Raw genomic sequence first — 24,181 nt, forward strand, 5'->3', positions numbered from 1 at the left:
GAAGACAAGCTATTCACGGAAGTTATGAAAACTTGCGTCAATTATCTTAATTGAACCGCCGTATACGGAACCGTACGTACGGTGGTGTGAGAGGACGGGAGCTAATCACTCCCTCCTACTCGATTTGGGAGTTTGGATGCAATCCCGTCTTTTAGAAATTGTGTGTATTAGGTGTTGGCTATTAAATGCGCAAGTTTGACTATTATCTTTTGAAGAATGGCTATTATAGTTAGGAAGTTGACTATTATCATAAATGTCGGAAACAATATTTGTTCCCTTGGCAATTATGTAAACGACTTTGACTATTATCTTTTGAAGAATGGCTATTATAGTTAGGAAGTTGACTATTATCATAAATGTCGGAAACAATATTTGTTCCCTTGGCAATTATGTAAACGACTTTGACTATTATCTTTAGAAAGTTGACTATAATGTGATGGATTTTGACTATTATCTCGTCTGTCAGAGATTGTTTTTATAGGATTGGCTATTAAGTACACAGCTTTGACTATTATCTTTTGAAGAATGGCTATTATTATCAGGAAGTTGACTATTATCGTAAATGTCGGAATCAATATTTGTTCCCTTGGCAATTATGTATTCGACATTGACTATTATCCTTTGAAGATTGACTATAATTCTTTTGAATTAGACAATTAGCGAATTCTTTGGGAATAAAAATATTGATTCACGAAGAGGTTAAAGTATTGGCGAGGCGAGTACATCCAATAAGGATAAAGAGAGGTATTTGGGGTAAAAATATTATACTGAAATATTAAATTGTTAGAAAAATAAGAAAAAATCATTGCTAATCTACTTAATTTTCAGTAAAATAAATAGGGAGAATAGAAAAAGGGAGTTCTAAACAACTCCGCTTTTTCTTATGATTAATACTGAGCGAGCGTTCAATCGATTATCAACACTCAGTACTACTATTATTGTATTCAACAAAATAATGAAACATTCAAGATTTACGCACGTTTCGATAAAGGGGTGGAATGTTTGAAAACAGTTATATTAGAGGGTGCAAGAACACCTTTTGGCAAATTCGGTGGCGCATTATCAACTCTTACTGCTTCTGATCTTGGAGGTATTGCCATTAAAGAAGCATTGAAAAGGGCAGATGTCAAGGCGGATCAAGTGGATGAAGTAATTATGGGTACGGTTCTTCAAGCAGGGCAGGGACAAATTCCTTCTCGCCAGGCAGCAGCAAAAGCGGGAATTCCTTGGTCAGTAAAAACAGAAACAATCAACAAAGTTTGTGCATCAGGTATGAGAAGTGTGACACTTGCTGATCAATTAATTCGCCTAGGGGAAGAAGAAGTCATTGTTGCTGGGGGAATGGAATCGATGTCCAATGCTCCGTATTACTTGCAAAAGGGTCGTTGGGGATTACGTATGGGAGATTCAACAGTTGTTGATGGCATGATTTATGATGGCCTATCTTGTTCCTTCCATCCAGATAAGGTTCATATGGGGACTTATGGAAACGGAACAGCGAAGGAATTCAACATCTCAAGAGAAGAACAAGATGCATGGGCATTGCGTAGCCATCAATTAGCAATCCGAGCGATTGATGAAGGAAAATTTGCTGAAGAAATCGTTCCGGTAGAAGTAAAAACTCGCAAAGATACATTAGTTGTAAAAGAAGATGAGGCGCCTCGCAGAGAAACATCATTGGAAGCGCTAGCAAATTTAAAACCTGCTTTCGACCGAGACGGCACAATTACTGCTGGAAATGCTCCGGGAGTAAATGATGGCGCTTGTGCACTTGTATTAATGAGTGAGAAAAAAGCGAAGGAAGAAGGACGCACACCGCTCGCGTATGTATTAGCTCATGCGGAAGTTGCTGTTGAGCCAGAAAACTTCCCACAAACTCCAGGACTTGTGATTCGTGAAATTTTAAATAAAACAAACAAAACGATTGATGAAATTGACTTAATTGAAATTAATGAAGCCTTTGCAGCAGTTGCTCTTGTAAGCAACCAAATTGCTGGACTCGATCCAAACAAAGTGAATGTAAACGGAGGAGCGGTTGCATTAGGTCATCCAATTGGTGCTTCAGGTGCAAGAATCATTTTAACTCTTTGCTACGAATTAAAACGTCGTGGTGGTGGAATTGGCATCGCAGCTATTTGCTCTGGCGGTGGTCAAGGGGATGCCATCATGGTAGAAGTACCGAAAAATTAATTCAAACAAATGGGGGAAAAGAAATGGCAATTAAAAAAGTAATGGTTGTTGGTGCTGGACAAATGGGTTCAGGCATTGCTCAAGTATGTGCTACAGCAGGATTTGAAGTAAAATTAAACGACATTAAAGAAGAATACTTTGAACGAGGTCTTACAACAATTACGAAAAATTTGTCTCGCGATGTGGAAAAGGGACGTAAAACTGCTGAAGAAAAAGAAGCGATTTTAAATCGAATTACGAAATCCTTGAGCTTAGAAGATGCTCGTGATGTGGATATTGTAATCGAAGCAGCAACAGAAAATATGGAAATCAAGCAATCTATTTTTAAGCAACTAGATGAAATTGCACCGGAACATGCAATTCTTGCGACAAATACATCCTCACTTCCAATTACGGAAATTGCAGCAGTAACGAAACGACCTGAAAAAGTAATCGGTATGCACTTCATGAATCCAGTGCCAGTTATGAAACTGGTGGAAGTAATTCGCGGTCTTGCAACGGCTGATGAAGTATACAAAACGGTAGAACAAATGGCGATTGAGTTAGGCAAAAAACCGGTAGAAGTGAATGACTTCCCGGGATTTGTATCCAACCGCATTCTCCTACCGATGATTAACGAAGCGATTTATGCACTATATGAAGGCGTTGCGACAAAAGAAGCAATCGACGATGTTATGAAATTAGGCATGAATCATCCAATGGGACCACTTCAACTAGCAGATTTCATCGGTTTAGATACATGTCTATACATTATGGAAATCTTACATGAAGGATTAGGAGATAGCAAATATCGTCCGTGTCCTCTACTTCGCAAATACGTGGCAGCTGGTTGGTTAGGGAAGAAATCAGGCCGCGGTTTCTACATCTACGAATAGCAGGGAGTGAAACCGATGAATTTGAACTTCACAGAAGAGCAACTCATGATGCGTGATATGGTTCGAGATTTTGCACAAAACGAAATTGCTCCGTTTGTCGAAAAAATGGAAGCAGGTGAATTTCCTAGGCCGATTTTAAACAAAATGGCTGAGCTCGGTTTAATGGGGATTACTGTTCCAGAAGAGTATGGCGGTTCTGGAATGGATTTTATTTCGTATATCATCGCCATTAATGAACTCTCCAAAGTAAGCGCGGTAATTGGTGTTATTCTATCTGTGCACACTTCTGTTGGTACAAATCCAATTCTATATTTTGGAAATGAAGAACAAAAACAAAAATATGTGCCAAAACTCGCAAAAGGAGAATATTTAGGAGCCTTTTGTTTAACAGAACCATCTGCAGGAAGCGATGCGGCTTCCTTAAAAACAAGAGCGGTGAAAAAAGGCGATAAATACATCATCAACGGCTCAAAAATCTTCATCACAAATGGTGGAGAGGCAGATGTTTATATCGTCTTTGCTAAAACAGATCCTGAAAAAGGTTCCCGCGGGGTAACGGCGTTCATTGTTGAAAAAGATACTCCAGGCCTCATCATAGGAAAAGATGAGAAAAAAATGGGCTTACACGGTTCTAGAACAGTTGAACTGAGCTTTGAAAACATGGAAGTGCCGGAAGCAAATCGCCTCGGAGAAGAAGGAGAAGGCTTTAAAATCGCAATGGCAAACTTAGATGTGGGCCGTATCGGGATTGCAGCACAAGCTCTTGGTATTGCAGAAGCGGCTTTAGATGCAGCAGTGAAATATGCAGGCGAGCGTCAACAGTTTGGTAAGCCAATTATTGCGAATCAAGGAATTGGGTTTAAGCTTGCAGATATGGCAACAGCGGTAGAATCTGCAAGACTACTCGTTTATCGTGCGGCAGACCTACGTTCAAAAGGCTTGCCTTGCGGTAAAGAAGCGTCGATGGCGAAGTTGTTTGCATCACAAACAGCGAGAGAAGTGGCAATCGAAGCAGTTCAAGTATTTGGCGGATACGGTTATACAAAAGAGTATCCGGTAGAGCGCTACTTCCGTGATGCAAAAATTACTGAAATTTACGAAGGCACAAGTGAAATTCAACGCATTGTAATTAGCAAACATTTATAAGATTCTGGTACTGTCTCAATATCCAAGTAGAAGTGCCAAACTCAAAAAAGGGGGATAACCATGAATTTCCAATTGTCAGAAGAACATTTACAACTGCGAGAAATGGTACGAGATTTCGCGCTAAATGAAGTAGCACCTACAGCTCAAGAACGTGATGAGCAAGCACGCTTTGATAGAGAAATTTGGGATAAACTAGCGGAACTTGGACTGACAGGAATCCCTTGGCCAGAGGAATACGGTGGAGCTGGCTTTGATTATTTAGCTTATGTAATCGCTGTAGAAGAACTTTCTCGCGTATGTGCGTCAACTGGTGTAACTCTCTCAGCTCATACTTCATTAGCGGGTTGGCCAGTTTATAAATTCGGTACTGAAGAACAAAAGCAAAAATACCTTCGACCTATGGCAGAAGGGAAGAAAATCGGTGCATATTGCTTAACTGAGCCTGGTTCAGGTAGTGACGCGGGAGCGATGAAAACAACAGCTGTTTTGGATGGAGATGAATACGTGTTAAACGGTTCAAAAATCTTCATCACAAATGGTGGTATCGCAGACATCTACATTGTCTTCGCATTAACAAATCCGGAAGCAAAAACAAGAGGGGTTAGCGCCTTTATCGTTGAATCAAGTTTCCCAGGTTTCCAAGTTGGGAAAAAAGAAGACAAAATGGGAATCCGTTCATCACCTACAGCAGAAATTATCTTTGACAACTGCCGAGTTCCAAAAGAAAACTTACTTGGTGCAGAAGGAGAAGGTTTTAAAATTGCAATGCAAACATTAGACGGTGGACGAAACGGAATTGCAGCCCAAGCGGTAGGAATTGCCCAAGGAGCGTTGGATGCAGCTGTTGAATATGCAAAAGAACGCGAACAATTCGGAAAACCAATCGCAGCAAATCAAGGGATCTCTTTCAAACTGGCAGATATGGCTACAGCAGTAGAAGCATCAAGACTATTAACTTATCAAGCAGCTTGGCTAGAATCCGAAGGCTTGCCTTACGGAAAAGCAAGCGCGATGGCAAAATTGATGGCGGGAGATACAGCAATGAAAGTGACGACAGAAGCTGTGCAAGTCTTTGGAGGATACGGTTATACGAAAGAATATCCTGTTGAGCGTTACATGCGTGATGCAAAAATTACGCAAATCTATGAAGGAACGCAAGAGATTCAAAGACTTGTAATCTCGCGCATGTTGACAAAGTAACAGGTATGAGCAAGGAAAAAATTATCGTACAAACTTCCGTCAAAGATGAAAGCCTTATCGAATTAAGACGCCAACAAATCGTTGAAGCAAGCGTTAAATTATTTAAAGAAAAGGGCTTTCATCGTGCAACAACAAGGGAAATAGCCAAAGCTGCTGGATTTAGTATTGGAACATTGTACGAATACATTCGAACGAAAGAAGATGTACTCTATTTAGTTTGTGACCACATCTACAATAAAGTAACGATGTGTTTATCAGACATTTCAACGCAAAAGGGAACAATTGAAGAACTAGAAGAAGCAATTCGACAATACTTCTTGTTAATTGATCGCATGATTGATGAATTTACAGTCATGTATCAAGAGACAAAATCATTGCCAAAAGAAGCAATGCAATACGTATTAAGCAAAGAGCTAGAGATGGTTTCGTTATTTGAGAAAATATTGAAATCTTGCGTGAAATCGGGAGAAATAGAGCTGACAGATCAAGAAATCTATTTAGCAGCAAACCACTTAGTAATCCAAGGACAAAGCTGGGCATTCCGCAAATGGGCGTATCACAAAAAATATACAACTGAAGAATTTATTGCATTGCAAACGAGATTATTCTTATCGGGGATTCTACATTTTCGTGAAAAATAGGGGTAAACACCGCTAAATTGCATACGATACCTTCGTTTGCAAAGCGGTGTTTTATCGCCTCAACCTTATTTTTCTTCGATGTGCATCTTTCATGAAAAGAAGTACACTTTAACAACCGGGAGATTTCGTTCACTTTTAAATGAAAGGGGTTTTATTATATGGTTCAAATGCAAACAGAGAATAAGACATCAAAGACTGAAATAAACCGTCCAACAACGGAAGTATATCGTCCGAAGAATCACGTTCGATTCGTTACAGCATCTAGCCTTTTCGACGGTCATGATGTATCGGTAAACATCATCAGAAGAATCCTTCAAGCAAGCGGGGCAGAAGTAATTCACCTTGGCCATAACCGATCTGTAGAAGAAGTGGTGAACGCAGCGATTCAAGAAGATGCACAAGCTGTTGCTGTTTCTTCTTATCAAGGCGGTCACATGGAGTACTTCAAATACATGTACGACCTGCTTAAAGAAAAAGGGGCACCTCACATCAAAATTTATGGAGGTGGAGGTGGAGTTATATTACCTAGAGAAATAAAAGAACTCCACGACTATGGTATTGCAGGTATTTTCTCACCAGAAGACGGCATGCGCCTTGGGTTGCAAGGAATGGTAAACGAAAAACTCAAAGGAGCAGACTTCTCAACACTGAGAGGGAACTATTTAGAGCTTCTAGATAAATTATCGACAGATCGACCAGAAATATTAGCGAACTTAATTACGGCAGCGGAAGTTGGCGGCGACCCTGAAATTACCGAAATGTTGAAACAAGCTCGCCAAAGAAGCAAAGGAACGCCGGTTGTCGGCATCACCGGAACAGGGGGAGCTGGAAAATCTTCACTTACGGATGAACTTGTACGAAGATTTTTACGAGAGTTCCCAGATAAGCGAATCGCGATTCTCTCTGTTGACCCGACAAAACAAAAAACAGGTGGGGCATTACTTGGTGACCGTATTCGCATGAATGCTATTTTCGATAAACGAGTATATATGAGAAGCCTTGCAACGCGCGGATCTCGTTCAGAACTTTCTGCATCTATCGGCGATATTCTTGATGTGGTGAAAGCAGCGGGCTTTGATTTAATCTTTGTAGAAACAAGTGGAATTGGTCAAGGGGATGCGGAAATTACGAAATATACAGACCTATCCATGTATGTGATGACGAGCGAGTTCGGTGCACCAACGCAATTAGAAAAAATCGACATGATTGATTTTGCTGATTTAATCGCTATCAACAAATTTGAGCGAAAAGGTTCTGAAGACGCTCTTCGTCAAGTGCAAAAACAATATCAACGTTCTCATGAATTATGGAACCAACAATTAGACGAAATGCCGGTTTACGGCACAATCGCTAGTCAATTTAACGACAAAGGAACAAACGCTTTATTTGCAGCGCTTGTGAAGAAAATCAACGAAAAATTCGGCTACAATTGGGAAACTTCCTATGAAATCGTCTCTAAAACAGAAAAACAAGATGTGATCATTCCAAATGACCGCCGATTCTATTTGCGCGAAATTGTAGATACAGTTCGCAACTATCATAAAAAAGTAGAGCAACAATCAGAACTTGCAACAAGACTTTACCAAATCGAAGGAACAATCAAAGAATTAAAAGCAAAAAATCCGGATGAGGTTCTTATCAAGTCTCTCGAAACACTAGCGGAAGGAATAAAAAATGAATTAACACCAGAATCTAAACGAATTTTAGAAAACTGGGAGAAAGTAAAAGAAGCATATGCAGGCGAAGAATTTGTAACAAAAATCCGCGATAAAGAAATTCGAACATTACTTACAACAACATCTTTATCCGGAACAAAAATCCCAAAAGTGGCATTACCAAAATTCAAAGACTACGGCGAAATTTTACGCTGGGTATATAAAGAAAATGTTCCTGGTTCCTTCCCGTATACAGCAGGAGTATTTCCATTCAAGCGACAAGGAGAAGATCCTAAACGCCAATTTGCTGGAGAAGGAACACCAGAACGTACAAATAAGCGATTCCACTACTTATCAAAAGATGATCCGGCAAAACGTTTATCAACAGCTTTTGATTCTGTAACGCTTTACGGAGAAGATCCAGATGAACGTCCAGACATTTTCGGAAAAATTGGTGAATCGGGTGTAAGTGTCTGCACGCTTGATGACATGAAAAAATTATTTGAAGGCTTTGATTTGTGCCACCCATCAACATCTGTATCGATGACAATTAATGGTCCAGCGCCAATCATTTTAGCGATGTTCATGAACACAGCGATTGACCAGCAAGTGAAAAAGAAAGAAAAAGAATTAGGTCGCATTTTAACAGTGGAAGAGTTTACAGAGATTAAAGAACAAACGCTACAAGTTGTTCGTGGTACGGTACAAGCGGATATTTTAAAAGAAGACCAAGGCCAAAACACTTGCATCTTCTCAACGGAATTCGCCCTTCGTATGATGGGAGATATTCAAGAATACTTCATTAAACATAAAGTTCGCAACTACTATTCTGTATCAATTTCCGGCTATCACATTGCGGAAGCTGGGGCAAACCCAATTACTCAATTAGCCTTTACGCTAGCAAATGGCTTTACGTACGTGGAATATTATTTAAGCCGTGGCATGCACATTGACGATTTTGCACCGAATTTATCATTCTTCTTCTCAAATGGCCTTGACCCAGAATACACAGTGATTGGTCGAGTGGCTCGTCGCATTTGGGCAATTGTAATGCGCGACAAATACGGTGCAAATGAACGCAGCCAAAAGCTGAAATACCATATTCAAACATCTGGCCGCAGCTTGCATGCGCAAGAAATTGACTTTAACGATATTCGTACAACGCTTCAAGCATTGATGGCGTTACAAGATAACTGTAACTCACTTCATACAAATGCATACGATGAAGCGATTACAACGCCAACGGAAGAATCAGTAAGAAGAGCGATGGCTATTCAAATGATCATTACGAAAGAGCATGGTTTATCGAAAAATGAAAACCCATTACAAGGCTCATTCATCGTAGAAGAATTAACGGATTTAGTAGAAGAAAAAGTGCTTGAAGAATTTGAGCGAATTAATGACCGTGGTGGCGTTCTTGGAGCGATGGAAACGCAATATCAACGCGGAAAAATTCAAGAAGAATCCATGTATTATGAACAATTGAAACATTCCGGAGAACTACCAATTATCGGTGTGAATACGTACATTAATCCGAATGCTTCCATTGAAGAAATTGATAAATTAGAAGTGGCTCGTGCATCGAAGGAAGAAAAGGAACAACAAATTCGAAACTTACGAGTATTCCAAGACCGCAATAAAGATGAGTGTGCCCAAGCATTAAAACGATTGCAAGAAGTTGCACTTTCTGGCGGCAATATTTTTGAAGAATTAATGGAAACAGTAAAAGTAGCAAGTCTCGGTCAAATTACGAAAGCACTGTACGAAGTTGGCGGCCAATATCGAAGAAACATGTAATGTTTATGGATAGAATTTTTTACAAATATAAAGTGCACATAATAAAATATTAGGTGTTGTAATTTTCACCTAGTTGTTAATATTCAGGGGGAACGTTCGAAGTTTTTAGCTTCTGAGCGCTTCCTCTTCTTATACATATACATAGAAAAAGTTGAAAATTTTTCTCTTCTTCATAAAAAATTGTTGCAAATTTTATCATCTTTGGAGGAAAATTGGCTATAATGTTTGTTACAAGAAGAGGAGGGTTGCAAGTGAAACAATACGGACACTATTTTATGATTTTATCATGCCTAATTGCAACCTTCTTTTTGTATAATAAACAATTAGGAGCAATACCGCTTCTCATCTTGTCAGGTTATTTATTTTATATGGCAATCAGAGATTTTTATAAAATAAAAAACAATAAATGAATCTAGCATAGTATACAATTATTTGTATATAATGGTTAACATGTGTAATGTATGTATTAAAGAAAGGGCGTGCACGAGTTGAAGATTCGTGAAATGACAAAAGAGCAAATAGCAGAAGAATCGTTAGTAGACTTAGCGTTTGCAATTCTAGAAGAGAAAAAAACAGCTACTCCATTTTTCGATTTATTAGATGAAATTAAAGAATTAAAAGGGCTTTCTGAAGAAGAAGTTAAACAAGTATTGGTACAATTTTTTACGGATTTAAATGTAGATGGTCGTTTCTTATTAAACCACGATAACACGTGGGGACTTCGTGAATGGTATAAAATCGAAACAATCGAAGAAGAAACAGCACCTACTATTAAAACTCGTAAACGTAGAGCGAGAATGGCTGTCTTTGATGATGACGAAGAAATCATTGATGAAGATGATTTAGTATTTGAAGAAGAATTTGAAGAGTTCTTGGATGAAGATGAAGAAGATATCGACTTCGATGATGAACTTGTGGACGACTTCGATGATGCTCTTGATGATTTAGATGTAGATCTTCCAGATGATATTGATGAAGTCGATGATGATTTAATCGATGGTGATGAAGAGTTATTAATCGACGATGAAGAATTAGATGTAGAAATCGATGAAGAGGAAGAATAATAAATTTTTGTAAATATGTAAATTTAATGGTTTTTATATAAACTACTTGACTTATTAATTTGTTCCGTTTAATCTTTTATTTGGGCTCCTTAAGAAGGAGAATGAACGTGATATATTCACGCTCCCCCTGCAAAATGCAGGAGGAGCGTTTTTTATTTTTTGTTCTTGAGGAAGCCTATTTCCTATAAACATGTTCCACAGAGAAGTGTATAATACAAGCCATGAGGAAATTTCGGTAATTGTGTTTAGTGCTTTCTCTTTTGGAACGTTGCTTGTAAGCATGGAAATGTAGGAAAAGGAAAAAATGAATAAAGGATTATTGATGAGTTAACATTCAGCAATGATTTAGTATAAGTTATTTAATTTTATAAAAGTGGAAATATTTGAGGAGGAATTTTACAAATGACGAAGTATATTTTTGTAACTGGTGGAGTAGTATCGTCCTTAGGTAAAGGGATTGTTGCTTCATCATTAGGTAGACTATTAAAAAATCGAGGCTTGCAAGTGACGATTCAAAAATTCGATCCATATTTAAATATAGATCCTGGTACGATGAGCCCTTATCAACATGGTGAGGTATTCGTTACTGATGACGGTGCTGAAGCAGACTTAGACTTAGGGCACTATGAACGTTTTATTGACATTAATTTAGGTAAACATTCTACGGTAACTTCCGGTAAAATATATCAAACAGTTTTAGCGAAAGAGCGTCGCGGTGACTATAATGGAAAAACAGTTCAAGTTATTCCTCACGTGACAAATGAAATTAAAGAGCGCATTCAACGTGCTGGAAGAGAAACAAGTGCGGATATCGTAATTACGGAAGTAGGGGGAACAGTTGGAGATTTCGAAGGGCTTCCATTCTTAGAAGCAATCCGTCAAATGAAATCTGATTTAGGTGCAGAAAATGTGATGTATGTTCACTGTACACTAATCCCTTACATCAGAGCTGCAGGTGAATTAAAAACAAAACCAACTCAACATTCAGTAAAAGAATTGCGTTCTTTAGGTATCCAACCAAATATTTTAGTTGTGCGTACAGAACAACCAGTTTCTGAGGACATGAAAGAAAAATTAGCATTATTCTGTGATGTATCCCCTCGCAACATTATTGAGTCTCGAGATGTGGAACATTTATATGAAGTGCCATTAAATCTACATGCTCAAGATTTAGATGATATTGTATTAGAGTATTTCGGAATCGAAGCACCAGAAGCTGATATGTCTGATTGGAAAGAGCTAGTGCATAAGGTGAAAAACTTAAAACATAAAACACGCATTGCGCTTGTTGGAAAATATGTTGAGTTACAAGACGCATATATTTCAGTTGTTGAAGCTTTAAAACATGCTGGTTACGTTTACGATTCCGATATTTGCATCGATTGGATTAACGCTGAAGATATTACAGAAGTAAATGTGCATGAATTATTGAAAGATGCAGACGGAATTATTGTACCTGGCGGATTTGGAAATCGCGGTACAGAAGGAAAAATTACAGCAATTAAATATGCTCGTGAAAACGATGTGCCATTCCTTGGTATTTGTTTAGGAATGCAAATGATGGCAATTGAATTTGCTCGAAATGTTCTAGGATTAAAAGGAGCGCATACAACAGAAATTGTGAAAGATACTCCATATCCAATCATAGATTTACTACCAGACCAAAAAGAAAATATGGATTTAGGCGGAACATTACGCTTAGGTTTATATCCATGTAAATTAAAAGAAGGTTCTCGTGCTGAACAAGCTTATCAAGATGAGTTAGTATATGAACGTCATCGCCACCGTTATGAATTCAATAATGAATTCCGTGAAGCAATGGAAGCTGAGGGACTCGTATTCTCAGGTACAAGCCCTGACAATCGTTTAGTGGAAATTATCGAATTACCAGAGAAAAAATTCTTCCTTGGATGCCAATTCCATCCTGAATTTGTTTCTCGTCCACAACGCCCGCAACCTTTATTCCGTGAGTTTATCGGAGCAGCTTTCAAATACCGCAAAAATCAATAAATGCTAATGAAAAAAGACTACCATTTAAGGTAGTCTTTTTATTATGATGAAATATAAGATAAAAAAGGAAAAACTGTATTTTTTTACTATTTTCATTATATTAATAAACAATTGACTATATTTGAAAATAATAAAAGGTAAACAAAGATTATATTTCATCTTCTAACATTTCATCATAAGCAAGTTTAATTGCTTCATAAATAAAGAGACCAGCATGTAGGTGAGGAATAACAACCCGTTCGCCTAAATTCGTAGGATGGGGAATTAATCCACCTCGAACATGCATCGATATATAAGTATAAGCAAGATCGCTTAACTCATTATCATTGCTTGGAACTTCGCTTGCTACTGCTGCAAAAGGGATAAATTGTTCATATAATTTCTTCGCAAGTTGAAGGGCTTCTTTATCTTGACAACTTTTTGCAAATATTAAAACTCGATCAGTTTCACGAATTTCAACATCAGGTGACCATTTTACGAGATTTAAAAATGGTTGTTCTTTGTTAGATAAAGCGTAGGATTCAATTGCTTGCAGTTCATCAAAACAAGCAAAGTAAATACTCCCTTCACCGACACTGGCTTGTGCGAGAAGGCGGGCAGTTTGTTCAATTGCATCCTCTTCGTTTTGAACAATTTTTTGATATAAACCATTTAATTGTGTAGCGAGTATTTTTGACATATTTCCACCTCAAACCAATTATAATTTTCTATTCTTTGAAATGCAAAATTACATAATTGTGATGGAAGTATGTAAATTTTTTATATATCAAAGTAAAATTCATGTTTATTATAATAAAATTAAGGGAAAAGGAAGGTTAGGGAAAAAATGTTTTAAGGGGAAAAGACTGTGAAAAAAATATTGATTGTGGACGATCAAAGAGGAATCAGAATGTTGCTCGACGAGATTTTCAAAAGGGAAGGAGTGAAAACGTATTTAGCATCAAATGGGCCTGAAGCACTTCAATTAATAGAAAATTCGAGAATGGACGGTGTCCTTCTTGATATGAAATTACCAGGAATTGACGGAAAAGAGATACTAAGGAAAATAAAAACTTTGTACCCTGAAATGCCAGTATTTATCATGTCCGCATATGAAGAAGCTGAAATGGTGAAACAAGCTAATTGTTATGGAGCTGACTATTATTTTACGAAACCCTTTAATATTTTTGAATTAAAAGATGCTGTGATTAAGATGATAAATAGAAAGAAAGTTTTATCCGAATAAATGGCCGTTCCAAGTTTTGGGACGGTTATTTTTTTCAGGTAATCGTAGAAGAAAAGATTCATCATAATTGGGATGAAGAATAAGTGTAGACACACATGCTAGGATTCTATCTGCACAAGAATAGGGTGCATCTACACGAGTTAAGGTTGTATCTGCACGAGAGTAGGGCGCATTCGCACGAGTCAGGGGATTATCTCTCAAGACAGGGTATATCCACACGAGTTAAGGTTATATATGCATAAGTAAGGAGACATTTGCACGAGTCAGAGGTAAATCCACACGAATCAAAGTCGTATCCACACGAGCAAGGAAAATATCCGCACAAGAAGGGCGCATTCGCAAGAGCAAAAGTTGCATCTGCACAAGCCAAAGAAGCACCCCCTGAATAAGGATTCATCCGAACAAGCCAAAGAAGTACCCTCTCCAGTAAGAATCCATCCACATAAGAAGTACCCGCCCGAGTAAGGATCCAACACACAAACTCAAGCGTTCCACAACATTTGCTCACTACTTGTGGGGGAAAGTTGATTTTGGTACTATTAAAACGGAAAACATTATTAAATTAACCATCCTGAGGAGGATTTGTATAATGCCATTAGTATCGATGAAAGAAATGTTGATTAAAGCGAAAGAAGGAAAATATGCGGTTGGTCAATTTAATATTAACAACTTAGAATTTACACAAGCCATTTTACAAGCTGCTGAAGAAGAAAAATCACCGGTAATTCTTGGCGTTTCTGAAGGTGCCGGAAAATATATGGGCGGATTCGTTGCTGTTGTACACATGGTGAAAGGCTTAATGGAAAGCTACAACATTACAGTTCCTGTTGCCATCCACTTAGACCACGGCTCCAGCTTTGAAAAATGTAAAGAGGCAGTAGATGCTGGCTTCACTTCTGTTATGATTGATGCATCCCACAAACCATTTGAAGAAAACGTAGAAATTACAAAAAAAGTTGTTGAATATGCACACTCAAAAGGTGTTTCTGTAGAAGCGGAACTTGGTATCGTAGGCGGACAAGAAGATGATGTCGTTGGAGAAGGTATTATTTATGCTGATCCGCAAGAATGTAAACAATTAGCGGAGTTGACTGACATTGATTGCTTAGCTCCAGCACTTGGTTCTGTTCATGGTCCGTATAAAGGCGAACCAAAACTTGGCTTCAAAGAGATGGAGGAAATTTCTCAATTAACAGGCCTTCCACTCGTACTTCACGGCGGAACTGGAATCCCAACAAAAGATATTCAACGTGCAATTTCATTAGGTACAGCAAAAATTAACGTAAATACTGAAAACCAAATTGCAGCAACAAGAGTTGTTCGTGAAATTCTAGAAAAAGATGCGAACCTTTATGACCCAAGAAAATACTTAGGTCCAGCTCGTGAAGCAATTAAAGAAACAGTAATCGGAAAAATTCGTGAATTTGGAAGCTCAAACAAAGCATAAAAATAGTTCAAAATAATCGTTTATTTTTTAACAATAAGTGTCTAGTATAGTTTTTAATAACAAAAATATCACTTCGAAAACAATACAAGGAGAAGTGTCGAGCGTACGACCTTCTCTTCATTTTTAATGAAATTGGGGAGGGCTATCATGAAATTTTTTATTGATACAGCGAACTTCGATGAAATAAAAGAAGCGCACTCTTGGGGGATTCTTTCAGGAGTAACGACGAATCCTTCATTAGTTGCAAAAGAAGAAGGAATCTCTTTCCATGACAGACTACGTGAAATAGCGGAACTCGTTGACGGATCTGTTAGTGGAGAAGTGATTTCGCTAGATGCAGAAGGAATGATTAAAGAAGGACTAGAATTATCAAAAATTGCTCCGAATATTACAGTGAAATTACCGATGACACCAGAAGGATTAAAAGCATGTAAATATTTTTCAGAAAAAGGCATCAAAACAAATGTCACTTTAATATTTAGTGCCAACCAAGCCCTTCTAGCTGCTCGTGCTGGTGCCACATACGTATCTCCCTTCTTAGGTCGATTAGATGATATCGGACAAAATGGTGTACAACTAGTGGCGCAAATTGCAGAAATCTTTGATATTCATCAAATTGAAACGGAAATCATTGCTGCGTCCATTCGCCATCCGCAACATGTAGTAGAGGCTGCTTTAGCTGGTGCGGATATTGCCACAGTGCCATTTAAAGTGCTAAAACAACTGTTTCATCATCCATTAACGGATAAAGGAATTGAAGCATTTTTAGCTGACTGGGAAAAACGTAGTAATAAATAATATAATTCCCAGGATGTAGTTTAGTTTGTTCCATTATCAGAAAAGAATAAAGAAAAGACAAAATTGTTATCTCAATTTTTGTGATGTAGAAATAAACTAAATATTACAAATGAATTTATTTTAAAAATGCGTAGTTAAGCGGAAAAAAGACCATAATAAAGGAAACTTTCCAATCACGAGGGAGAACGCTTATGGATGTATATAAAATTATTGGCGGAAATCGTCTTAAAGGAACAGTCAAAGTCAGTGGAGCCAAAAATAGTGCTGTTGCGTTAATACCCGCGTCAATCCTAGCTAATTCTCCGGTGACAATCGGTGGGATTCCCGAAATTTCAGATGCTTTCACGTTGAAAGCTCTACTTGAGGAAATAGGTGGAGAAGTTATTTTCGAAAATGGACAAATGACGATTGACCCTACAAATATGACGCCGATTCCATTACCTAATGGCAATGTGAAAAAACTTCGTGCTTCCTATTACCTCATGGGAGCGATGCTAGGTCGGTTTAAAAAAGCTGTCATCGGTCTTCCTGGGGGATGCTTTTTAGGACCGCGCCCAATCGATCAACATATAAAAGGGTTTGAAGCATTAGGGGCGAAAGTGACAAATGAACACGGCGCAATTTATTTAAGAGCAGAAGAATTAATTGGTACGAAAATTTATTTGGACGTTGCGAGCGTTGGTGCGACGATTAACATTATGCTTGCAGCTGTTCGAGCGAAAGGCAGAACGATTATCGAGAATGCTGCGAAAGAACCAGAAATTATTGATGTTGCCACACTTTTGACGAACATGGGTGCAAACATTAAAGGAGCTGGAACAAGTGTCATCCGTATTGAAGGTGTCGATGAACTTCATGGTACGAAGCATGTGATTATTCCAGACCGTATTGAAGCAGCCACTTATATGATTATGGCGGCTGCGTTAGGAGATGGAGTCACGATTGATAACATCATTCCGCTCCATCTAGAAGCGGTAACAGCAAAATTGCGTGAAATGGGAGTAAGAGTGGAAGAAGGAGAAGAGAGCATCTTTATTCCAAAATCGGATGAATTGCAAGCGGTAGACGTAAAAACACTTGTATATCCGGGATTTCCCACTGATGTTCAGCAACCACTCTCTGTATTGATGACACAAGCAATCGGTGCCTCAAAAATAACGGAAACCATTTATACTTCTCGTTTTAAACATATTGATGAATTAAGACGAATGAACGCAAATGTTCGAGTAGAAGGAAATACGGCAATCATTCAAGGACCAACAAAATTGCACGGTTCAAAGGTGACTGCAACAGATCTTCGAGCAGGTGCAGCTTTAGTGCTGGCTGGTTTATTAGCAGAAGGAGAAACAGAAATCCGAGATATTTATCATATTGAAAGAGGATACAGTAATTTTATTGAGAAATTGCGCAGTCTCGGAGCAAATATACGCAAAGAATCAATAACGGTAAGCACTGTTGAAAGAGTTGAGAAAATTTAAACATGACCGTAAGAAGTCTCTCACCTGAAAAAATTTAATTGTTAGCCTAGGGGAGAGACGAATTTTCTCGTAAATGTTGATACAAGTAAAGGTTAAATGCCCACACTCCAACTAGGTGGTGGGCAGTTTACAATTATGGTACAATGGTATATGGAAGTTTTCGTACTTGTAGCAGGAGGAAAATAAAATAATGGAACGTAGTTTAACGATGGAAATAGTTCGCGTCACTGAAGCAGCAGCAATTGCATCTGCCAAATGGATGGGGCGCGGTCTGAAAAATGAAGCAGATCAAGCAGCTACTTCAGCAATGCGTGCTTTGTTTGATACAATCCCTATGCACGGTAGAGTTGTGATTGGTGAAGGTGAAATGGATGAAGCACCAATGCTGTATATTGGTGAAGAACTAGGCCTTCGCAATGGCGGTCCTGAAGTGGATATTGCCGTAGACCCTTTAGAAGGAACAAACATTGTTGCTAAAGGTGGAAATGGGGCAATGACGGTCGTTGCCATTGCGGACCGAGGAAATTTATTAAATGCACCAGATATGTATATGGAAAAAATTGCGGTCGGTCCTGAAAGTAAAGGGAAAGTTGACATAAACGCTTCTGTCACAGAAAATTTAAGGGCCGTAGCAGAAGCAAAAAATAAATCAATTTCTGACGTCGTTGCAATTTTACTTGATAGACCTCGCCACCAACATATCGTAGATGAAATTCGTGCTGCTGGAGCCCGCATTAAATTCATTCAAGATGGTGACGTGAGTGCTGCAATTAGCACAGCATTCGATGAAACGGGTATCGACATCATGTTCGGTACTGGAGGAGCACCAGAAGGCGTGATATCCGCTGTAGCATTAAAATGTTTAGGCGGAGATTTCCAAGGGCGATTAGTCCCACAAAACGATGATGAATTGAAACGTTGTATTAGCATGGGATTAGATGTTTCCAAAGTGTTGTACTTAGATGACCTTGTAAAAGGTGATGACGCTATTTTTGCTGCAACAGCAGTGACAGATAGTGAACTATTAAGAGGCGTTCAATATAAAGGGGAATATTGCTTAACAAACTCACTTGTTATGCGTGCAAAAACAGGTACAGTTCGTTTCATTGAAGGTCGCCACAATATGATTAAAAAGCCAAATTACGAAAAATAAATAAATTCTTCCCATATTAAGATGTCTGATAGTATATTAAAGGTATGCATCAGACATCTTCTACCTTCTAAATCCACTAGTAATTTTCCATAGACATTAAAAATTTATAAAGACTGGAGTAATGCTATGACTCTTACGATTGCTCAATTAGAAAACATGACATTGAAAGAATTATATAATCTCGCAAGGGAATATAAGATTTCTTATTATAGCAAATTAACAAAAAAAGAATTGATATTTGCCATATTAAAATCTCGTTCAGAACAAGAAGGATACTTCTTTATGGAAGGGATATTAGAAATTGTCAATTCTGAAGGGTTTGGCTTCCTGCGACCGATTAACTATTCACCTTCCAAAGAAGACATTTATATTTCTGCATCTCAAATTCGCCGTTTTGACCTTCGAAATGGTGATAAAGTTTCTGGTAAAGTACGCCCACCAAAAGAAAACGAACGATATTACGGATTACTTCAAGTAGACGCGGTTAACGGAGAAGACCCGGAAATTGCGAAAGAACGCGTTCACTTCCCAGCTCTAACTCCACTCTACCCTAATCGACAAATCAAACTCGAAACAACACCTGATAAATTATCGACAAGAATAATGGATTTAGTTGCTCCCGTTGGATTTGGACAACGAGGATTAATTGTGGCGCCACCAAAAGCTGGTAAAACTACATTGTTAAAAGAAATTGCTAATGCTATCACTACAAACTATCCGCAAGCTGAACTAATTGTATTATTAATTGATGAACGTCCAGAAGAAGTAACTGATATTGAACGCTCTGTTAAAGCAGATGTCGTTAGTTCGACATTTGATGAATTACCAGAAAACCATGTGAAAGTTGCAGAATTAGTATTGGAACGTGCACGTCGCCTCGTTGAACATAAGCGAGATGTAATTATTTTAATGGATTCTATCACAAGACTTGCACGCGCTTACAACTTAGTAATTCCGCCAAGTGGAAGAACATTATCCGGTGGTATTGACCCTGCGGCATTCCATCGACCAAAACGCTTCTTTGGGTCAGCGCGAAATATTGAAGAGGGCGGCAGTTTAACAATATTAGCGACTGCTTTAATCGATACGGGGTCGCGTATGGACGAAGTAATTTACGAGGAGTTTAAAGGGACAGGTAACTTGGAGTTGCATTTAGATCGTAATCTTGCAGAACGCCGAATTTTCCCGGCACTCGATATTCGTCGATCCGGCACAAGGAAAGAAGAATTGTTAATTCCGCAAGAGCAATTAGATAAACTATGGGCAATTCGAAAAACCTTTACCGATGCTCCAGACTTTACAGAACGTTTCTTGAAAAAACTTCGTTCAACAGAATCTAACGAAGAGTTTTTTGAAATTTTAAACGAAGAAATGAAAAAAGCAAAAGGTAGAGGTCTTTTATAAAGGATTAATCCTTTGATTTCTATTTTAAATTCATTTATACTTTACCTTGAATATTCAAAAGTAGTATGATAATATAGTCGAGTATGTAACGTGTGCATATGTAACTGGCATATTCGGGTTACGTAAGGCACAGTACGATAAATAACTCTGTTCCAGAATGGTTCAGGGCGGGAGGAGTAAACGAATATGAAACAAGGAATTCATCCAGAGTACTACACTGCAACAGTTACTTGCTCATGTGGTAACACATTCCAAACAGGTTCAGTGAAAGCTGACATTCGCGTTGAGGTTTGCAACGAATGTCACCCATTCTACACTGGACGTCAAAAATTCGCGGCTGCAGATGGTCGTGTGGATCGTTTCAACAAAAAATACGGTCTCAAATAGGAAGCATAAAATGCCTGCCAACAAAATGGCAGGCATTTTTTTGATAGTATTTCTACATACCACCTAGTAGTAAAAAAGAGGGAGAACGATGGCTCAACTATTTTTTAAATATGGTGCAATGAACAGCGGAAAATCAATTGAAATTTTAAAAGTTGCACATAATTATGAAGAGCAGAATAAACCGGTATTAATGTTTACGTCTGGAATTGATAATCGGGATGAAGTCGGATACGTTTCAAGTCGCATTGGATTACGCAGAAAAGCTATTCCTATTTTTGACGATACAAACATTTTTGAAATCGTGAAAAACCATCCGGAAAAATTATTTTGCATTCTTGTTGATGAAGTGCAATTTTTAAAGAAGGAACATGTATTACAATTAACGAAAATTGTGGATGTATTAGATATTCCGGTGATGGGCTTCGGTTTAAAAAACGACTTTCAAAATGAGTTGTTTGAAGGTAGCAAATATATGTTAATTTACGCGGATAAAATTGAAGAAATGAAAACAATTTGTTGGTTCTGCCATAAAAAAGCAACAATGAATTTGCGGATTGATGAAAATGGAAAACCGATTTACGTTGGTGAACAAATACAAATTGGTGGTAATGATACATATTATCCTGTCTGCCGTAAATGCCATGCCAATCCGCCATTGTGATTAATTGAAGCAATGATGTTAGGGTGTTAACAGGGATAAGGTAGTACCTACACAAGCAGTTGTACTATCCGCACGAGCCAGGGTGTTATCCACACAAGTGGAGTGCTATCCGCGCAAGCCAAGGGTCTATCTGCACAAGCTGGAGTATTATCCACACAAGCCGAGGATTCATCCGCACGAGCGCGGATGTTATCCACACAAGTGGGAATGTATCCGCACGAGCAAGGGAGTTATCCACACAAGTGGTAGTGCTATCCTCACGAGCAGAGGATTAATCAGTGGGAATTTCCTATTCTCATGAGCAAGCACCAATTACCCAGGCATTGCATCCATTTGCACAAGAAAGTATCACTTTCCAAAAATTGATGAACTAGTAGCACATCACTTGCATTTTCTTTATACTAATAAAGTCTAAGAAATTACAAAGCACAACACTCTTTCATATAAACCGAACAAAAATAGAGGTGAACTACATGTTTGATAAACTGCAAGCAGTGGAAGATCGCTACGAAAAATTAAACGAATTACTCAGCGATCCTGACATCGTAAACGATGCCAAAAAACTTCGCCAATACTCAAAAGAACAATCAGACATACAAGAAACGGTTGAAGTATACAGAGAATATAAAAAAACAAAAGCTGAATTAGAAGAAGCAAGAGAAATGCTTGAAGAAAAACTCGATCCAGAGATGCATGAACTGGTGAAAGAAGAGTTCAACACTTTAAAAGGGAAAATCGAAGACCTTGAACAGCAATTAAAAATTCTGCTAATTCCTAAAGACCCGAATGATGACAAAAACGTTATTATGGAAATTCGCGGAGCAGCTGGTGGGGACGAAGCAAACATTTTCGCTGGGGACTTATTCCGCATGTATACTCGTTACGCTGAATCTCAAGGATGGAAAGTAGAAGTGATGGAAGCTTCTCCAAGCCCAAGTGGTGGATATAAAGAAATTATCTTTATGATTAATGGTCATGGCGCTTATTCGAAATTTAAATTCGAAAACGGTGCTCACCGCGTACAACGGGTACCACAAACAGAATCCCAAGGTCGTATTCATACATCTACAGCAACTGTTGCCGTTCTGCCGGAAGTGGAAGAAGTGGAAGTAGAAATCCATGAAAAAGATATCCGCGTTGATACTTTCGCATCATCCGGAGCAGGTGGACAATCCGTTAACACAACAATGTCTGCTGTTCGTATGACGCATATTCCAACTGGGATTGTCGTTTCTATGCAAGATGAACGCTCCCAAATTAAAAACCGTGAAAAAGCGTTAAGAATTCTTCGTGCGCGTGTAGCAGATTTATACAACCGAGAAAAGCAACAAGAATTAGATGCAGCGAGAAAATCTGCTGTTGGTACAGGAGACCGTTCAGAGCGCATTCGCACGTACAACTATCCGCAAAACCGCGTCACTGACCATCGTATCGGTTTAACCATTCAAAAACTAGATCAAGTAATGGAAGGGAAGCTTGATGAAATCATTGATGCACTCATCATGGACGAACAAGCTTCCAAACTAGCTCAGCTAAATGAAGAAGCATAATACTGTGTTTGAGGCCCTCCATTGGGCTTCTTCTTTTTTAACGGAACATGGTCGTGACGAAAATGCTGCAAGAATTTTATTGCAATATTTATACGAAACAAATTACTCAGGGCTCATGATGCGCATGCACGAAGAAATGCCACAACAAAAGCTGGAACAATACCAACAAATGGTGGAGCAACATGCGAATGGGAGACCGGTTCAATATATTACGGGGATAGAAGAATTTTATGGAAGAACCTTTCATGTAGATGAATCTGTATTAATTCCACGTCCTGAAACGGAAGAATTGATTGTCGGAGCCATTGACCGCATGAAACAACTTTTCGGTGAAAATAAGGAACTAAACATTGCAGACATCGGTACAGGCAGCGGCATTATTGCGATTACGATGAAGCTTGAATGGCCAAACGCAAAAGTGTCAGCTACGGATATTTCAGAGGCAGCCCTTAATACTGCTAAAAGCAATGCAGAAAATTTGCAGGCAGCTATTGATTTTCGCTTAGGCGATTTAACAGAACCAATCGCAAATGAAAAATGGGATGTGATTTTATCGAATCCACCATACATCGCCTATCAAGAAGCAGAAGAAATGTCTGATGTTGTATTGGATCACGAACCGCATCTTGCGCTCTTTGCAAAGGATAATGGGCTCGAGTTTTACAAGCGATTAGCTCAATCACTACCAAACTTATTAAATAAACGAGCTTTGGTGGGAGTAGAAATCGGATACAGACAAGGAGAAGCGGTGGCAAATCTTTTAAAATCAAGTTTTCCACAAGCTAAAGTAGAAATAGTAAAAGATATTAACAAAAAAAATAGATTTGTTTTTTGTATAATCGATGTATAAAAATCTTCCTTCCTGTCCATTATGATGGCAGGGAGGGATTGAATTATGTTAAATGATTACGAGATTATAAGAAATGAAAAAGACCCAATTCAGCCGATAATCAGTATTTTAAAATTAATTGCTTCTAGTTTAGCTGTATATTGTTTTCTATTAATGGTTCCAGATATGGTAGAAAAATTCTATGAAGCTCGAGAAAACATGCTAGATGATTCATTAAAAATCCGCGTCATTGCAAACAGCAACACAAAGGCCGATCAACAATTAAAAAATGAGATGGTTGCAAATCTACAGCCGATCTTTGCAGAAATTTTACACAATGAATATAACAATGTGGATAATGATGAAGCTTTCGCAAAATTAGCCACATATGTTCAGCAAAATTATTCACAATACGATGTAAAAATTAATATCGGTGAACATTTAACGCCACCAAAAATCGAAGGGAATACTTTTTATCCACAAGCGTATTACGATACATTAGTATTAACGATTGGTGCAGGACGCGGGGACAACTTCTGGTGCAGTATTTTTTCTAATTTGTGCGAACGTCCAAGCGAAAAAGAAGAAGTGAAACAAGAAGAAGAGCAAAAAGAAGTTCGTTTCATTGTGTGGGAATGGCTAAAAAAGTTGTTTGCTTAAAGTTATACACA

Annotated in this window: 21 protein-coding genes; 20 read left to right on the top strand and 1 reads right to left on the bottom strand. The window is 38.3% G+C overall.

All coding sequences use genetic code 11. The features are described 5' to 3' along the window. The first annotated feature begins 1,002 nt into the window (after positions 1-1,002). From HF990_RS11935 to HF990_RS11975, 9 genes are all read left to right on the top strand, one after another. The gene (locus HF990_RS11935; protein ID WP_168412682.1) at positions 1,003-2,190 is read left to right on the top strand and encodes an acetyl-CoA C-acetyltransferase; all 1,188 of its coding nucleotides are present in this window, start codon (positions 1,003-1,005) and stop codon (positions 2,188-2,190) included. A gap of 23 nt (positions 2,191-2,213) precedes the next feature. Next, positions 2,214-3,065, top strand: coding sequence for a 3-hydroxybutyryl-CoA dehydrogenase (locus HF990_RS11940; RefSeq protein ID WP_096550313.1), 852 nt, complete (start codon positions 2,214-2,216; stop codon positions 3,063-3,065). 15 nt (positions 3,066-3,080) lie between these two features. Next, the gene (locus HF990_RS11945) at positions 3,081-4,211 is read left to right on the top strand and encodes an acyl-CoA dehydrogenase (RefSeq protein WP_016837274.1); all 1,131 of its coding nucleotides are present in this window, start codon (positions 3,081-3,083) and stop codon (positions 4,209-4,211) included. Positions 4,212-4,271: 60 nt separating this feature from the next. Beyond that, positions 4,272-5,411, top strand: a complete 1,140-nt coding sequence (locus tag HF990_RS11950) for an acyl-CoA dehydrogenase (RefSeq protein WP_016837273.1) — start codon at positions 4,272-4,274, stop codon at positions 5,409-5,411. Positions 5,412-5,416: 5 nt separating this feature from the next. Further along, on the top strand, positions 5,417-6,052 hold the full coding sequence (locus tag HF990_RS11955; RefSeq protein WP_096550314.1) for a TetR/AcrR family transcriptional regulator: 636 nt from the start codon (positions 5,417-5,419) through the stop codon (positions 6,050-6,052). 158 nt (positions 6,053-6,210) lie between these two features. Continuing rightward, positions 6,211-9,504: a fused isobutyryl-CoA mutase/GTPase IcmF gene (icmF, locus tag HF990_RS11960; RefSeq protein WP_016837271.1), complete on the top strand. Its 3,294-nt coding sequence runs from the start codon at positions 6,211-6,213 to the stop codon at positions 9,502-9,504. A 251-nt stretch (positions 9,505-9,755) separates the two neighbouring features. Continuing rightward, positions 9,756-9,914 (top strand): hypothetical protein, encoded by a 159-nt coding sequence (locus tag HF990_RS11965; protein ID WP_016837270.1) that lies wholly within the window; start codon positions 9,756-9,758, stop codon positions 9,912-9,914. Positions 9,915-9,983: 69 nt separating this feature from the next. Then, positions 9,984-10,568 carry a DNA-directed RNA polymerase subunit delta gene (rpoE, locus tag HF990_RS11970; RefSeq protein ID WP_026018985.1) on the top strand — a complete coding sequence of 195 codons (585 nt, stop codon included), beginning with the start codon at positions 9,984-9,986 and terminating at the stop codon, positions 10,566-10,568. A 402-nt stretch (positions 10,569-10,970) separates the two neighbouring features. Next, positions 10,971-12,578: a CTP synthase gene (locus tag HF990_RS11975; protein ID WP_016837268.1), complete on the top strand. Its 1,608-nt coding sequence runs from the start codon at positions 10,971-10,973 to the stop codon at positions 12,576-12,578. Between the two features lie 148 nt (positions 12,579-12,726). On the opposite strand, the gene HF990_RS11980 is transcribed toward HF990_RS11975, so the two are convergent. After that, the gene (locus HF990_RS11980) at positions 12,727-13,257 is read right to left on the bottom strand and encodes a DUF2529 family protein (RefSeq protein ID WP_168412683.1); all 531 of its coding nucleotides are present in this window, start codon (positions 13,255-13,257) and stop codon (positions 12,727-12,729) included. Positions 13,258-13,425: 168 nt separating this feature from the next. On the opposite strand from HF990_RS11980, the gene HF990_RS11985 reads away from it, so the two are divergent. The 11 genes from HF990_RS11985 (at position 13,426) to HF990_RS12035 (ending at position 24,170) form a co-directional block, all read left to right on the top strand. Then, entirely contained in the window at positions 13,426-13,803 is a 378-nt protein-coding gene (locus HF990_RS11985; RefSeq protein ID WP_168412684.1) for a response regulator, read from the top strand. Positions 13,804-14,392: 589 nt separating this feature from the next. Beyond that, a complete protein-coding gene (locus HF990_RS11990) occupies positions 14,393-15,250 on the top strand; it encodes a class II fructose-bisphosphate aldolase (protein WP_016837264.1) in 858 nt (285 codons plus the stop codon). Between the two features lie 147 nt (positions 15,251-15,397). Then, positions 15,398-16,048, top strand: coding sequence for a fructose-6-phosphate aldolase (fsa, locus tag HF990_RS11995; protein ID WP_016837263.1), 651 nt, complete (start codon positions 15,398-15,400; stop codon positions 16,046-16,048). Positions 16,049-16,239: 191 nt separating this feature from the next. Continuing rightward, entirely contained in the window at positions 16,240-17,526 is a 1,287-nt protein-coding gene (locus HF990_RS12000; protein ID WP_016837262.1) for a UDP-N-acetylglucosamine 1-carboxyvinyltransferase, read from the top strand. A gap of 190 nt (positions 17,527-17,716) precedes the next feature. After that, positions 17,717-18,679 (top strand): class II fructose-bisphosphatase, encoded by a 963-nt coding sequence (glpX, locus tag HF990_RS12005; RefSeq protein ID WP_016837261.1) that lies wholly within the window; start codon positions 17,717-17,719, stop codon positions 18,677-18,679. 126 nt (positions 18,680-18,805) lie between these two features. Continuing rightward, positions 18,806-20,083 (top strand): transcription termination factor Rho, encoded by a 1,278-nt coding sequence (gene rho / locus HF990_RS12010; protein ID WP_016837260.1) that lies wholly within the window; start codon positions 18,806-18,808, stop codon positions 20,081-20,083. Between the two features lie 186 nt (positions 20,084-20,269). Beyond that, positions 20,270-20,470, top strand: coding sequence for a 50S ribosomal protein L31 (rpmE, locus tag HF990_RS12015; protein ID WP_016837259.1), 201 nt, complete (start codon positions 20,270-20,272; stop codon positions 20,468-20,470). Positions 20,471-20,558: 88 nt separating this feature from the next. After that, on the top strand, positions 20,559-21,131 hold the full coding sequence (locus HF990_RS12020; RefSeq protein ID WP_168412685.1) for a thymidine kinase: 573 nt from the start codon (positions 20,559-20,561) through the stop codon (positions 21,129-21,131). 473 nt (positions 21,132-21,604) lie between these two features. Next, positions 21,605-22,681, top strand: coding sequence for a peptide chain release factor 1 (prfA, locus tag HF990_RS12025; RefSeq protein WP_016837257.1), 1,077 nt, complete (start codon positions 21,605-21,607; stop codon positions 22,679-22,681). Beyond that, positions 22,668-23,531, top strand: coding sequence for a peptide chain release factor N(5)-glutamine methyltransferase (prmC, locus tag HF990_RS12030; protein ID WP_026018984.1), 864 nt, complete (start codon positions 22,668-22,670; stop codon positions 23,529-23,531). Before prfA ends, prmC begins: the two co-directional genes overlap by 14 nt. 45 nt (positions 23,532-23,576) lie before the next feature. Then, the gene (locus tag HF990_RS12035; protein ID WP_016837255.1) at positions 23,577-24,170 is read left to right on the top strand and encodes a stage II sporulation protein R; all 594 of its coding nucleotides are present in this window, start codon (positions 23,577-23,579) and stop codon (positions 24,168-24,170) included. The last annotated feature ends 11 nt before the right edge of the window (positions 24,171-24,181 follow it).

The organism is Ureibacillus thermosphaericus (assembly GCF_012396605.1).
Lineage (GTDB): Bacteria > Bacillota > Bacilli > Bacillales_A > Planococcaceae > Ureibacillus > Ureibacillus thermosphaericus.

Excerpts from the sequence above, each read along its gene's own strand:
- HF990_RS11945 (WP_016837274.1), top strand. The coding sequence starts at position 3,081 with ATGAATTTGAACTTCACAGAAGAGCAACTCATGATGCGTGATATGGTT.
- HF990_RS11940 (WP_096550313.1), top strand. The coding sequence starts at position 2,214 with ATGGCAATTAAAAAAGTAATGGTTGTTGGTGCTGGACAAATGGGTTCA.
- icmF (WP_016837271.1), top strand. The coding sequence starts at position 6,211 with ATGGTTCAAATGCAAACAGAGAATAAGACATCAAAGACTGAAATAAAC.
- rpmE (WP_016837259.1), top strand. The coding sequence starts at position 20,270 with ATGAAACAAGGAATTCATCCAGAGTACTACACTGCAACAGTTACTTGC.
- glpX (WP_016837261.1), top strand. The coding sequence starts at position 17,717 with ATGGAACGTAGTTTAACGATGGAAATAGTTCGCGTCACTGAAGCAGCA.
- fsa (WP_016837263.1), top strand. The coding sequence starts at position 15,398 with ATGAAATTTTTTATTGATACAGCGAACTTCGATGAAATAAAAGAAGCG.
- HF990_RS12035 (WP_016837255.1), top strand. The coding sequence starts at position 23,577 with ATGTTAAATGATTACGAGATTATAAGAAATGAAAAAGACCCAATTCAG.
- HF990_RS11950 (WP_016837273.1), top strand. The coding sequence starts at position 4,272 with ATGAATTTCCAATTGTCAGAAGAACATTTACAACTGCGAGAAATGGTA.
- HF990_RS11990 (WP_016837264.1), top strand. The coding sequence starts at position 14,393 with ATGCCATTAGTATCGATGAAAGAAATGTTGATTAAAGCGAAAGAAGGA.
- prfA (WP_016837257.1), top strand. The coding sequence starts at position 21,605 with ATGTTTGATAAACTGCAAGCAGTGGAAGATCGCTACGAAAAATTAAAC.
- prmC (WP_026018984.1), top strand. The coding sequence starts at position 22,668 with ATGAAGAAGCATAATACTGTGTTTGAGGCCCTCCATTGGGCTTCTTCT.
- HF990_RS12000 (WP_016837262.1), top strand. The coding sequence starts at position 16,240 with ATGGATGTATATAAAATTATTGGCGGAAATCGTCTTAAAGGAACAGTC.
- HF990_RS11955 (WP_096550314.1), top strand. The coding sequence starts at position 5,417 with ATGAGCAAGGAAAAAATTATCGTACAAACTTCCGTCAAAGATGAAAGC.
- HF990_RS11975 (WP_016837268.1), top strand. The coding sequence starts at position 10,971 with ATGACGAAGTATATTTTTGTAACTGGTGGAGTAGTATCGTCCTTAGGT.
- HF990_RS11980 (WP_168412683.1), bottom strand. The coding sequence starts at position 13,257 with ATGTCAAAAATACTCGCTACACAATTAAATGGTTTATATCAAAAAATT.
- rho (WP_016837260.1), top strand. The coding sequence starts at position 18,806 with ATGACTCTTACGATTGCTCAATTAGAAAACATGACATTGAAAGAATTA.
- HF990_RS12020 (WP_168412685.1), top strand. The coding sequence starts at position 20,559 with ATGGCTCAACTATTTTTTAAATATGGTGCAATGAACAGCGGAAAATCA.